Source organism: Paracoccus cavernae, from assembly GCF_042430175.1.
Taxonomy (GTDB): domain Bacteria; phylum Pseudomonadota; class Alphaproteobacteria; order Rhodobacterales; family Rhodobacteraceae; genus Paracoccus; species Paracoccus cavernae.
In genome coordinates, this window is sequence record NZ_JBHMDZ010000005.1 from 269,108 (window position 1) to 280,935 (window position 11,828).

Genomic DNA, 11,828 nt, shown 5'->3' on the forward strand with positions numbered 1-11,828 from the left:
GATCGCGCGCGGCACCGGCTGCCGAGCCCTGCTCAGCAGAGCATGAAGCCCGACAGCAGCAGCACCGGCAGACCATAGGCCTGCCACAGCGCCCATCCCGCCAGCAGGACGAGCGCGGCCAGAAAGGCAATGACGATCCGGTTAAAGCGCGGGATCTCCATTATCGGGCAACCGGCCGCTGCAAGGGCGCGTCCTTGATCGGCCAATGCAGCAGCGCCGCCAGCACGGCAATCGCGATCGAGACCTGCCAGGCGAAGTCGTAGGATCCGGTGGCGGCATAGACAGAACCCGCCCCCCAAGCACCGAAGAACGAGCCGAGCTGGTGGGACAGAAAGACGATGCCGAAGAGCGTCGAGACATAGCGCACGCCAAAGATCTGGCCGACCAGACCGCTCGTCAAAGGCACAGTCCCCAGCCAGAGAAAGCCCAAAGTACAGGCAAAGACCGTAGCCGTCACATCCGTGATGGGAAAGGCCAGGAAAAGCACCATGGCGACCGCACGGGCCAGATAGATCCAGGCCAGAACGTATTTCTTGCGCAAGCGGTCAGCCGAGACGCCGAAGACATAAGAGCCGAGGATGTTGAACAGCCCGACCAAGGCCAGAGCCCGCGCTCCGATCGCGGGATCAAGCCCTTTGTCGACCAGAAAGGCCGGCAGATGTGTCCCGATGAACGCCACATGAAAGCCGCAGACGAAAAACCCCGCGTTCAACAGCCAAAAGCCCGAATGTCCGGCTGCCTCGCGCAAAGCCTCGCCGAAGCTCTGGCTGGGGGCAGAGCCCGCCTCGACCTGCTGCGGCTTGCCGGCGATCCCGATCGCCAGCGGGACCATCAGCGCGGCAAGCGCGGCCGAAATCAGCAGCGCCTCGCGCCAGCCGAAGCCCTGGATCAGCCCTTGCGCGACGGGAACCAGAAGGAACTGGCCGACCGAGCCTCCGGCCGTCACGATTCCGGCGGCGAGGCCGCGTTTCCCGGCTGGCACGGCGCGAACCGCCGCGCCAATGGCAATGACGAAAGTCACGCCCGTCATCGCAAAACCGACCAGCCCGCCCAGCGTGACCGTCAACCCGAAAGCGCCGGAGATCATCGAGGCCAGCACCAGCCCCAACGCATAGAGCGCCCCGCCCAAAGCCGCGACGCGCCCCGCGCCATGTTTGTCGGCCAAGGCCCCGACAAAGGGCTGGGCAAGCCCCAAAAGCAGGTTCTGGACCGCGATCGCAAAGCCGAAAGCCTCGCGCCCGATGCCGGTATCCAGCTCGACCGGACGCAGATAGAGGCCGAAGGATTGACGGATACCCATGGCGATCGTGACCAAGGTCGCGGCGCAGATCAGCACGATCCAGGGGTGTTTGGGTGAACGGGAGATCGGCGTCATCGGGGGCTCCTGCAATGCGTAAATCGGGCTTTTCGGATCTTGTCAAAATAGATAGCAATCATAATCTAATTGGGCGTGTCAAGCAATGCCGCCACCCTGACCCTCGCTCGAGGCATGATGATGCAGAGAACCTGCCCTGTAACGCCTGCCCCCCCGGCCATACCGGCCGACGTTTACATGCGCGCGCATGACCGGTCCGATTGCAGGGATCACGCCATCGCACTCGCGGCGACGAAAGGCTAAGGCTTGGGTTCCCCGCACGCGGCGGAACCGGCATGATGGCGTGCCGAGGGCGTTGAAGGCGTGGTTGTTTGTCTTGCGGAAGGAGACATGAGATGGGACGATCCTCGGCCGAACAGGCCCAGCAAAACCGCGAAAAGATCGTCGGGATCGCAAGCGCCTTGTTTCGCGCGCATGGGGTCGAGGCTGTCTCCGTCGCCGATATCATGGCCGGAGCCGGTATGACCGTCGGCGGGTTTTACAAGCATTTCGCCTCGAAAGACGCACTCGTCGAAGAGGCAACCGCCCGCGCCTTCGACGAGGCCGCGGCGCTTTGGCAGCAGTTCTTCGCGCCAGCGGACACGCCCGATCATGGTTCGCGCGCCGCGCTTGTTGCGCATTATCTGCGCCCCGAGCCGCAAAACCGCTGCCCGATCATCGCCTTCGCGCCCTATAGCGCCGAACAGGAGCCGCAGGCCGCCGCCAAGGAGGCCTACGACAGGGGGGCCAGCGCCCTGCTCGGGGTTTTCGACACAGAGAACCGGCCCGCGAACGGTCAGCCACAGGCCGACGCTGCCGATCCCGACAGCCTGATCCTTTTCGCCGCAATGGTCGGCGCACGCATTCTGGGCGAAGCGGCCGGTGACAGCGCTTGGGTCGAAGCCCTCAGAAATGCGGTCATCGCGCACGCCGCCGGGAAATGAACCTCAGGCGCCAGAAGCGACGAGGCGCGACAAGGATTGGCTCCTCAGCCACACGCCGATCCTTGCGGGCAAAGCTCACGTTCTTCGGTCCCTCGATCCGTCTGCCGGATACGCGGCTTGCCAAGAGGGTGCAAAGCCGGAAGTTGATTGATAACATTCAAATTCAATCATTAAGCATTCTCCCCAAACACCATTTCAGCTTCAAAACATTCAGAAGCGTTTTTCAGAATTCGGCCTTTTTCATGACCCTATATCCGCTTTTGCCGGTTCCGGCGCTTGCAACCCTGCTCTGCCTCGCCTGCCATTCCGCCCAAGCCGACGGCTTTTTCATGCAGGCCGACGGCGGGCGCGAGACCCGTGGCGGCGTCATCGCCCTCCAGCGCAGAGCGCTGACCTATGGCATCAATGCCAGCGCCTATGACGGCGGCGAGGAGCTTTACGCCAGCCTCACCTATGCCCTGCCGCTCGGCGATCTCGCGGTGATGAAATTCGGCCCGGCCATCGGCAAGACATGGGAGGATGACGCCGCCAGGAATGACGATCTGCGTGCAGGGGGAAAAATCGCGCTCGAGCGCTATCGCGCCACGGATTTCGGCGGTCTCTACGGTCTGGCCGAAATCGGCAGCATCAACGATGCATGGTTCCTTCTCGCGCAGATGGACAGCCGCGCGCTGGATGCGGGGATGAGCCTCTCGCGCGGGGGCAGCGACAATTACACCGAAACCACCCTCGCCTTGCGCAAAGGGTTCCGCGACAGCCCCTTCAGCCTGCGCGCGGCATGAAATACGAGGGATTGACGAGGGTGCGGTCCCGCCCGCGCCGCGCCTCGGCTCAGGGCAAAAGCAGATGTTCGGACGGCGCACGCGGATCGGGGGCGAGGCAAAGCGCGACAAGATCGCGCGCGATGCTGCGCAAGCTCTCCTCATAGCCGCGCCAACCGGAATCGCGACTCGCGCGCAGCAAGGCCCAGGCGCGCAGCAGGTCCCCGTCGGTGGCATTGCGCCAGTCGGTCGCCTCGGCGGCTTGTCGATCGGGCTGCCACTTCCACGCCATAAGGCTATCTTCGCGAATGGCGAGATGGGCGCGCGTCCAGCCCTCGATCCTCGCGAAAGCCTCCGCATCGCCAAAGCTCTGCGCGAGCAAAAGCCCGTAGGCCTGCCCCTCGGAATGGCTGATCCCGCCCTGTTCGGGATCGACAACGCGCCCGTCGGGCATGAGGAAATCGCGCGCCCAAGCCTCCCAGCCCGTGCGCATTTGCGCGGCCTCCGCGCGCCACGCGGAGCGACCGAACGCGCCAAGGCCCGCGATCCCCGCGAGCACCATGCGGCGCCGCAATACGGGCATCCTGCCCAAGGGATCACCCATGCCCTTCGTCATATCCGTCTCCGCAGCGAAACCCGTCGCGGGGACAAGACCCGCGCGGCCATTGCTTGGCCCATCGTCTTCCTTAGCCCCGAAAGCCGGATCGGGACAGAAGCGAATGCGCCGCGCGCCGTGACGCAATCGGGCAGAAACGCGGGCAAAGCTGCGACCAGAATGTTTCGTCTCACCTCACGACGCCCCTATGCCTCGGCAGCGTCAGAAAAGATCGTGCCGCGTGTAAAAGCCGCGTGGATGATCCCATCAATTTCGGGGCCGCAAAGCCCGCGCCCCGCTTCCCGAAAGCGGCGGAAATGGCGAGCGGCAGGATCACGAAAGCCGGTGCGCCGAGCGGACGGGCCAGCGTATTCCTCCCCCGCCTCCTCCGTCCATTTGCGTGAAATTCCGCGGGCACTCACAAAAAGTTCATGCTTTTCATAAGCATCTGTCGATCAAGGAAAAATCGGGACCACGCCTTTGCCGGTCACGCTCGACCCGCAGCCGTTTCGGAACCCCCATCCCGCCCCGCCTGTTTTCTTCCCGATTACCGCAATCACACAACCCAAGGAGGAACCCATGAACTGGGACATCATTCAAGGAAAGTGGGAGCAGCTCAAAGGGAGCGTCAAAGAAAAATGGGGCGACCTGACCGATGACGAGCTGACGGAAATCTCGGGCAAGCAGGACAAGCTCTCGGGGAAACTGCAGGAGAAGTACGGCTGGACCAAAGAGCGCGCGAATGACGAAATCAACCGCTTCTTCGACAAGGACCGGTCGTAATCTCCACGGATACCGACCCTGCAACCAACATTGGAGAAACCCGATGAAAGATCGCATCCTCTATCCGCTTCTCGCAACCGCAATGCTCGGCACCGCCGCATTTGCGCAAGGCACGGCCGAAACCCCCGGTACGACCGAGCCTGCCACGATGGAGCCCGCGGAGGCAGAGGTCACCACCGACCCCTCGGCCGCCACGCCGGCTCCGGTCGCAACGGATGCCGCGCCGGTCGCGGATGCTCCGGTCGAGATCGTCATTCCGGTTCCCGAGGGCTATACCCTGACCGAGGTCGGCACCATGACCGCCGACCAGCTCAAGGGCGTGGACATCTATGACCCCAGCGATGCGAAAATCGCCGAGATCGCGGATGTCGTGATCGGGTCCGATAATGCGGTGACCGGCATTGTGACCGATGTTGGCGGCTTCCTCGGCCTGGGCGAGCATCGCGTATCGCTCTCGCCCGATCAGGTCACCGTCTACAAGAATGCCGACAACGACTTGCGCGCCTATGTCTCGATGACGAAGGACGAACTCAAGGCGCTTCCGGCCTATGAAATGCCCAATCCTTGAGGCAGGATGAAGGGCGCGGCGCGAGCCGCGCCCTTTGTCGCTCGTGCGCCCGCCGCGCCGCAATGGATGGGGCGGGCGCAAGAGCCGACAGACATTTTCTTTGCACCCCGCCGCCACGCACCGCCCTCCGTCACAATCCGAGATCATACAGGCACACCCCGTCCGCTCATCCATCCACCACGCACTGGAGGACCGCATATGACGCAGATCGCCAAAAACACCGTTTGCCTCTGGTACGACAAAGACGCCGAGGAGGCCGCCCGTTTCTACGCCTCCGTCTTCCCCGATACGTCGGTCAATGCCGTGCACAAGGCACCGGCCGATCTTCCTTCGGGTAAAAAGGGCGATGTCCTGACGGTCGATTTCACCGTCCTCGGCATCCCCTGTATCGGCCTGAACGGTGGCTCCTACTTCAAGCAAACCGAAGCTTTTTCCTTTCAGATCTCGACCGAAGATCAGGCCGAAACCGACCACTACTGGAACGCCATCGTCGGCAACGGCGGGCAGGAAAGCGAATGCGGCTGGTGCAAGGACAAATGGGGCCTCTCGTGGCAGATCACGCCCAGAACCCTGATCGAAGCGCTTGCCGCCGGCGGCGAAGAGGCGCAACGCGCCTTTGCCGCCATGATGACCATGCGCAAAATCGACGTCGCCACCATCGATGCCGCCCGACGCGGCTGACGGAAGGGCAATAGCGGGTTTCGGGGTGCGCGCGAAACGATGCGTTGCGTCGTCCGACATTTTTCCTGCAAGCGAGACTGGATGATCAGGGCTTGCCCAAGCCTCGTGCGGCACAACGAAAAACCACGAGGACCGTTTCCCGATCCCTGCGAATTCATTCGCTTGCAAAGACCATGCCCGACTTCCAGCTGGTCTTCTTTCTTCCATGAAATCAAAGACGCCCCAGCGAACGAAGATATGGTCGAGTTTGGGGCAAAGTTTTTTCCACCATGAAAGACCGGTTAGAACCCCGAAGCCCATGGTATAGCGGGCTTGATCGGCTTCCCTTTGGCTTTCGTGCTTCAGACTGCCTTGGTTTCCTTTGCCGCCTTCAAGCGTTGGGCATCATCCCAGCGGATCTCCAACACCGCGAACCCCGCATTGGCCAGATCGGGGTCATCATACCGCGCCGCTGGCAGGCGACAGCGCTCGACACGATTGTCCAGCCGCCGGCATCCAAAGTTTGCGACTGCGCGACCTGATCCGGAAAGGCGTCGAGATACCCTCTGGCAAAAGCCGGTCTGCGAACACTTCCGTGGCCGTTCGGGGGCGAATGCATGCTGGAATGAGCCGGCCCGCGTGATAACAAAAGAGGGAAAGTTAGCGTGGCTGCGGGAAAGGTTTGAAAATGCACCCTTTGGTTCTTGATGGTTACAACACTTTGATCATCGCCGCGATTGTGCTCCTCGTTGGCCGCTATCTGGTTCGAAATGTAAAATTCCTAAACGATTTCAATATCCCAGAGCCGGTCGTCGGCGGGCTCGTCGCAGCCATTCTTCTGACCATCGCCCATGCCGCATTCGGCTTTGTCATCAGCATCCACGGCGACCTGCAAACCGCCATGATGCTGATGTTTTTTTCCTCCATTGGCCTAGGTGCCGATTTCGGCAAACTCAAGGCGGGCGGCAAACCCTTGGTGGTGTTGACGATCGTGGTGGGCGTTTTCATTCTGGTGCAAAACATCACCGGCATCACCATGGCGACCTTGTTCGGAATGCCCCCGCTGACGGGACTCGTGACGGGCTCGATCACGCTGACCGGCGGGCACGGCACGGCTGCGGGATGGGGGCCACGGCTTGAAGAACTCGGCGTGACCGGTGCAACGACGCTGGGTATTGCTTGCGCCACGTTTGGTTTGGTGATTGGCGGCTTGCTGGGTGGACCTGTCGCTCGGCGCCTGATCGCCAAGCACAATCTGACCAACACACGCCACACCTCCGCAGGTGCGACCCCCGACAAGCAGCAGCTGGACGCCACCGGAGACGAGCCGCCGGTCAACGAGGATGGCTACATCGATACCGCCTATTACCAATTCGAGAACCCGACGCGGTTGCGCCTGATCACCGCACAAGGCGCGCTCGAGACCCTGAGCCTCTTCGCCGTCTGTCTGGCCGCCTCGTCCTACATCTCCGTCTTCATCTCGACCAACTTCCCCAAAGCGCCCGTCACCATTCCGACCTTCGTCTGGGCCTTGGCAACGGGCGTGGTGGTGCGCAATTTGGTCACGCCCTTGTTCAGCTTCAACGTCTTCGACCGCTGCGTGGACGTCATCGGCAATGTCGCGCTGTCGCTGTTTCTCGCGATGGCTCTGCTGTCGCTCAAACTGTGGGAGTTGGTCGATCTGGCGATTCCGCTTTTGGCGATTCTCGCGGTGCAAACCGCTGTTCTGGCGGTGTTTGCCAGCGTGGTGACCTTCCGCGCTATGGGCAAGGACTACGATGCCGCCGTGGTCGCCGTCGGCCATTGCGGCTTCGGCATGGGCGCGACCCCCACGGCGGTGGCGAACATGCAGGCCATCACCTCGAAATACGGCGCTTCGCACAAGGCGTTTCTTATCATCCCGCTGGTCGGAGCATTCTTTGTGGACATCATCAACGCCGCGGTGCTGTCGATTTTCACCTCTCTCCCGTTTCTAAATTAGGGAGAGTGGCGCTTACTTGAGCGAGCGGCAAAAACGTTGCGCTCGCTCACATGAGCATGATCACCAGTGCAGCGTGGATAGGAACGAGCAAGCGCCTGTATCCGGAAGCCAGCACTGCATGGATGCTCGACAAACCCTGCGACCGGCAGTCAAGCGCCGCCCCTACCATTGTTTTCTTTCAGTTTTCACCAACAGGGAAAAGCCGCAGAACTGTCGCAGCGCAAACTCGGATTCGCCGGAGGCTGTCAGGCGACGCTCGAAGCAAACAATGCGCGTAGGCCTGACCTGATTTCGTCGAGCCGGCCATTCTGATCCGATGACCGGCCATGATCATTGGTCCCACGAATCGAGAGCTGGCCTGTTGGGCTGCCCGGAGGTCCGCTCAGTTTGCCTCAAACCGGCCCCCTACCGGTAGAGTGCGGACGGAAAATCGCCCAAGACGGGTAAGAGGCTGTAATTCGGGCGAAAGTTAGTGCCAAGTGGCAATTTTTCTTCAATGAAATCAATGATCATTATAACTCTCTGAGGAAAGATCCACTCGAGTTCGGGACAAAGTTCTTTCCACCCTTGGCGACCGGTCAGAATCAAAAAAGCCCACGAAATCGCGGGCTTGATCGGTTTTCCATTGGTTTTCGTGCTTCAGGCGGTCTGGATTTCCGTTGCCGCCTTCAACCTTCGGACATCATCCAGACGCACCTTTAACGCGGCAAATCCTGAAAGCGATGGATCGCGCCGCCCTCGGATCCGTCCTGCGAAAACCGCATCGATCAGATCTGGGGTCATCATGCCGATCCGCTGACAAGCAACGGCAATTGTCGCAAATCCGTCGGCGGCCTCCTCATCCAGGACATCAGCTTGCGAGACCTGATCCAGGAAAGCGTCGAGATGCCTTTTGCCGAAGACCAATCGCCGAACGCTTCCGGCGCCAGCAGGTGGAAAAAGTGGCATGATCATCCCTGCCCCATAGAGCATCTGGACCTGCCGGACGCTTGCGCCGAGATAATTGGCGACCTTCTCATAGGGAATGGCATTTTCGACATCCTCCTGCAGTACTTCAACCTCGCCGACAGGAAAGGTCAACAGACCAGTCTCAGCGTCGGTCGCGCCCTCAGGTGCCAAGCCCAGCTTTGCCAAAAGCCGCGTCAATCGCTTGCGATGGATGCCGAGAGTTTCGCTAAGGCTGACGACGGAATGCAGGCGGCGCTCCGTGATCTCTTCGCCAAGCAGGCCTCGCCCTTTGCCATCGGGATATGGGAAAGGACATGATCACGCAGCAGCGGTCGGATTGGCCCCGGATCGATCAGCTTCGCGCCCCCGTCGAGCCAGTCGTAAAGGCGGCCATAGACGGCAAGAGGCCCTGCCTGAACTGCCCGGGCCGATGATCGGGCCTGGATTTCGTCAAGGACCGCCATGACGCCGCCCTGCCCTTCGCGATAATACGAAAATCCCCGCTCCACGGCATCGGACCTTTCCGTCCGTGAAAGGCTGCGCAGACGGACATGCTGGCCATATCCAAGAACGGCACCGATCATCTCTGATGCGGCAATGACCTGTTCAATCGTCTGATCGGCCAGCCAGGAAGCGTCGTGGATCCCGTCGAGACGGGAAGAGAGCCAGATCAGCCAGGAAGGAGGTGAGAGCGGCTCCGTCTGGTCGAAAACTTGCAGGGCCATTCTCCCCTCGATGACCTCGCGAAGATCGCAGGCTGCCTTGCCGTCGGCAATTTCCACCAGTCGGCTCCCGTGGTCTGGGCATCCGTCAACATGTTGAAAGCACCAGAGCAGCCGATGCTTCCATACCTCACGGGCGCCATCCTCCATAAGGCATTGAGGGCAGAATTTGCGGATTTTGGTGGAGATGAAACCCGTGCTGATGTCCTCGCCCCTGAACCGGCCATATCGCGACAGAAGTTCGACCGTGCCGCGGGATAGCTCCCGTGGATCTGTGCCGACATCTTCGGCGAAGCTCTCGATGGCCTCGGGCTTGCCGTTCACGAACCGATCGCGGCCAAGATCCAGATCTTCGAGCAGGCGCCGGATCGTCATGCCGGTATGAACGAACGAGAGCCGGGCGGCATAGGAGAGCGCCGTTTCGGAAACGTCATAGGGCGTATATGGCGAGAGAACGGCCATTATGCCCATCCTGCGTCGACCAGAGACTTCTTGAGATCTGGCCAGCCAATCGCTGCGAAAGGCCCAAGCCCTTCATGCTCAGGGTGCTGCAACTCCCATGTGCGGCGGGCATGATCGAGGGTAAGTTGGCTGTCCCTGGCGGTGAGCGCACGCCGCAGGCTGTCCTTGGCCAAAGCTAGGCTCAGGCCAAGGCCTTCATGCGATGCAAAGATCAACCGTTCCGCAAAATGCGGATCGGCAGGGGGCCGAAGCCCGATCTTCTTGCAGCAGGCGGTCACGAACCTTGCGATGTTGATCGCATCGTCGCTGGCCGCCCCGACTGGCCGCAACCGCTGCCATTTGAAACGGCGGCTGGTCTCCGGATCGGTCAGCAGCAATTCACGAAGCTTCGGGATCCCGGACACAATGACAGCGACACCGCTTTCTTCCTGCATGAGTTTTTTCAGGGCTTGGAGGGCGCCCGCCAGATCCCGTCCGGCACCACCACGTAGCAGGTGATGAGCCTCGTCGATCCAGAGCAACGAGATTCCACAGAAGATCAGACGGTGCCGGACCATCTTCCAGAGCTCATGCGCTTTCGCGGAACTCGCCACCTTTCCATATCCCGTTTTGGCCAGGATATCTGTAGCCAAGCTTTTGATCGTCGCCTCGGGCGGCACGTTAACAGCCAAGTAATTGCCGTCACTCTGGGGTGTTCGCTCGCGGAAGCCCTCCAACCTTGCCAGGTTGCGCCGGATCATCGCTGATTTTCCGTCGCCAGAATTTCCGATGACGGCAAAGCCCTTGGTCTCGCCGGTCAGGGGATCACGGACGGGCTCGGGGATAATCTTGCCATCGGCATCAATCTTGATGATCTCGCGCAACCCCTCCTCGAAGGCCTCATCACGGGCGTTTCGCAGGTAGCGATCATCGAGCCAGGCCAGCCGCGACGGAAGGTCGGTCAGATCAGGTGATGCCGAAGCGGAAGATGTTCGTTCTTTCAAAAGCATGGGATCAATCCATCAAATCATCAGTATCATCAGTATCATCATCGCCTGGAACTTCCGGGTGACGAGTTGCGGAGGTGTCGGCGTGGGGCTGAGAAACCGGCGGCGTGGGGGAGATTTCGCTGGCGATCGAAGCATCTGTCTCGACCTCGTCAGCGAATGGGTCGCGAGGCTCGGCGCTGTTCATGCGCCGGGCCGCCGTGTCCATGTAGCGACGATGCCGCTCCTCCTCGAGACGCAGCTCATGTGCCGTCATGATGGTGGGCAGCAGGCCCGAAAGTTGCTTTCGCCGATAGGACTCGACATCCAGCGCATATTTGGCCCGGTTCGCAATCGCTTCATGCTCTCGATTGCGCTCGCGGCGGCTCATCAGCCACGCTTTGTGGTCGATATGCGTTTTACCGAGCCATTTTGGGTCAGTGACCGGAACGGTCAGCCAGCGGTCCGGGCCGACTTTCACCTCGATCGCGCTGATATCGCCCGGCCACCACGCGATTTCCGCTTCGCGCAGATTCAGCGCATGCAGTTCGTCGGACATGTAGTCGAGATGGAAGACCCGGAAGCCAGATTTCTGGTATTTCCGCTTGTCCTTGATTCCGAAAACGTGGCGCATCTCGCGGCGCGACATTTCTGCTGGCCGCAAATTGGCCGTCGCCTCCATCCAAGCCTCATAAGGCGTCATCCCATGCAGGCCTCGATGTGGCTCCAGATGGTAGATGTCGACAATCCAGCGCGTGAGAAACCCGAGTAGATCCTCGAGCGTGACAGATGCGCGTTCTAGGTGATTGTTTTCGCCGCGTTGCACCACGTCGGAAAAGGTACGTCCGGAAAAGCGCTGCAGCAGTTTGGCATGAATGGTGCGAAACAGCCGCTCGATGAAGCCCCTGAGCCAGGGTTTGCCCGCAGGTGCACCGAAATTGGTGATCCCTGCCGCCGCCAAAAGATCGTAGGTCTCGTCTGCGACATAGGCCGGACCCCGATCCTGATCAGCCCCACTTGAGTGGTCCGTTTTAAAAGTTAGTGCATGACCGGCCTTTGGTCCATCGGGATGGTGGTTTCTGGAG

General features: G+C 60.9%; 13 protein-coding genes. 6 read left to right on the top strand and 7 right to left on the bottom strand.

Annotated elements, in window-relative coordinates:
• Positions 1 to 32: 32 nt before the first annotated feature.
• On the bottom strand, positions 33 to 161 hold the full coding sequence (locus ACFFUC_RS06730; protein WP_377684724.1) for a hypothetical protein: 129 nt from the start codon (positions 159 to 161) through the stop codon (positions 33 to 35).
• The gene (locus ACFFUC_RS06735) at positions 161 to 1,375 is read right to left on the bottom strand and encodes an MFS transporter (RefSeq protein ID WP_377684726.1); all 1,215 of its coding nucleotides are present in this window, start codon (positions 1,373 to 1,375) and stop codon (positions 161 to 163) included. The genes ACFFUC_RS06730 and ACFFUC_RS06735 overlap by 1 nt, the downstream gene beginning before the upstream one ends.
• A 335-nt stretch (positions 1,376 to 1,710) precedes the next feature.
• Between ACFFUC_RS06735 and ACFFUC_RS06740 the strand changes: the two genes are divergently transcribed.
• Together ACFFUC_RS06740 and ACFFUC_RS06745 are read left to right on the top strand one after the other, a co-directional pair.
• Positions 1,711 to 2,298, top strand: coding sequence for a TetR/AcrR family transcriptional regulator (locus ACFFUC_RS06740; protein WP_377684728.1), 588 nt, complete (start codon positions 1,711 to 1,713; stop codon positions 2,296 to 2,298).
• Between the two features lie 242 nt (positions 2,299 to 2,540).
• Entirely contained in the window at positions 2,541 to 3,080 is a 540-nt protein-coding gene (locus ACFFUC_RS06745; RefSeq protein ID WP_377684729.1) for a hypothetical protein, read from the top strand.
• A gap of 49 nt (positions 3,081 to 3,129) precedes the next feature.
• On the opposite strand, the gene ACFFUC_RS06750 is transcribed toward ACFFUC_RS06745, so the two are convergent.
• Positions 3,130 to 3,675: a glycosyl hydrolase family 8 gene (locus ACFFUC_RS06750; protein ID WP_377684731.1), complete on the bottom strand. Its 546-nt coding sequence runs from the start codon at positions 3,673 to 3,675 to the stop codon at positions 3,130 to 3,132.
• 558 nt (positions 3,676 to 4,233) lie between these two features.
• Here ACFFUC_RS06750 and ACFFUC_RS06755 point away from each other — a divergent pair.
• The 4 genes from ACFFUC_RS06755 to gltS all read left to right on the top strand — a co-directional run bounded on the left by ACFFUC_RS06755 (position 4,234) and on the right by gltS (position 7,646).
• Entirely contained in the window at positions 4,234 to 4,437 is a 204-nt protein-coding gene (locus ACFFUC_RS06755; protein WP_377684733.1) for a CsbD family protein, read from the top strand.
• A 43-nt stretch (positions 4,438 to 4,480) separates the two neighbouring features.
• Complete coding sequence (locus ACFFUC_RS06760) at positions 4,481 to 5,005, top strand: PRC-barrel domain-containing protein (protein WP_377684735.1); 525 nt, start codon at positions 4,481 to 4,483, stop codon at positions 5,003 to 5,005.
• A 198-nt stretch (positions 5,006 to 5,203) separates the two neighbouring features.
• Positions 5,204 to 5,686, top strand: a complete 483-nt coding sequence (locus tag ACFFUC_RS06765) for a VOC family protein (protein ID WP_377684736.1) — start codon at positions 5,204 to 5,206, stop codon at positions 5,684 to 5,686.
• Positions 5,687 to 6,353: 667 nt separating this feature from the next.
• Entirely contained in the window at positions 6,354 to 7,646 is a 1,293-nt protein-coding gene (gene gltS / locus ACFFUC_RS06770; RefSeq protein WP_377684738.1) for a sodium/glutamate symporter, read from the top strand.
• Between the two features lie 639 nt (positions 7,647 to 8,285).
• On the opposite strand, the gene ACFFUC_RS06775 is transcribed toward gltS, so the two are convergent.
• The 4 genes from ACFFUC_RS06775 to ACFFUC_RS06790 form a co-directional block, all read right to left on the bottom strand.
• Complete coding sequence (locus tag ACFFUC_RS06775; protein ID WP_377684740.1) at positions 8,286 to 8,780, bottom strand: hypothetical protein; 495 nt, start codon at positions 8,778 to 8,780, stop codon at positions 8,286 to 8,288.
• Positions 8,781 to 8,788: 8 nt separating this feature from the next.
• A complete protein-coding gene (locus ACFFUC_RS06780) occupies positions 8,789 to 9,778 on the bottom strand; it encodes a TniQ family protein (protein WP_377684742.1) in 990 nt (329 codons plus the stop codon).
• On the bottom strand, positions 9,778 to 10,767 hold the full coding sequence (locus ACFFUC_RS06785) for a TniB family NTP-binding protein (protein WP_377684744.1): 990 nt from the start codon (positions 10,765 to 10,767) through the stop codon (positions 9,778 to 9,780). The genes ACFFUC_RS06780 and ACFFUC_RS06785 overlap by 1 nt, the downstream gene beginning before the upstream one ends.
• Before the next feature lie 4 nt (positions 10,768 to 10,771).
• Positions 10,772 to 11,828 (bottom strand): Mu transposase C-terminal domain-containing protein (locus ACFFUC_RS06790; protein ID WP_512699879.1); only part of this gene is annotated, 1,057 nt, incomplete at its 5' end.

Bases quoted from the DNA above. Each gene is read 5' to 3' on its own strand.
- ACFFUC_RS06730 (WP_377684724.1), bottom strand. From the start codon at position 161: ATGGAGATCCCGCGCTTTAACCGGATCGTCATTGCCTTTCTGGCCGCG.
- ACFFUC_RS06735 (WP_377684726.1), bottom strand. From the start codon at position 1,375: ATGACGCCGATCTCCCGTTCACCCAAACACCCCTGGATCGTGCTGATC.
- ACFFUC_RS06740 (WP_377684728.1), top strand. From the start codon at position 1,711: ATGGGACGATCCTCGGCCGAACAGGCCCAGCAAAACCGCGAAAAGATC.
- ACFFUC_RS06745 (WP_377684729.1), top strand. From the start codon at position 2,541: ATGACCCTATATCCGCTTTTGCCGGTTCCGGCGCTTGCAACCCTGCTC.
- ACFFUC_RS06750 (WP_377684731.1), bottom strand. From the start codon at position 3,675: ATGACGAAGGGCATGGGTGATCCCTTGGGCAGGATGCCCGTATTGCGG.
- ACFFUC_RS06755 (WP_377684733.1), top strand. From the start codon at position 4,234: ATGAACTGGGACATCATTCAAGGAAAGTGGGAGCAGCTCAAAGGGAGC.
- ACFFUC_RS06760 (WP_377684735.1), top strand. From the start codon at position 4,481: ATGAAAGATCGCATCCTCTATCCGCTTCTCGCAACCGCAATGCTCGGC.
- ACFFUC_RS06765 (WP_377684736.1), top strand. From the start codon at position 5,204: ATGACGCAGATCGCCAAAAACACCGTTTGCCTCTGGTACGACAAAGAC.
- gltS (WP_377684738.1), top strand. From the start codon at position 6,354: ATGCACCCTTTGGTTCTTGATGGTTACAACACTTTGATCATCGCCGCG.
- ACFFUC_RS06780 (WP_377684742.1), bottom strand. From the start codon at position 9,778: ATGGCCGTTCTCTCGCCATATACGCCCTATGACGTTTCCGAAACGGCG.
- ACFFUC_RS06785 (WP_377684744.1), bottom strand. From the start codon at position 10,767: ATGCTTTTGAAAGAACGAACATCTTCCGCTTCGGCATCACCTGATCTG.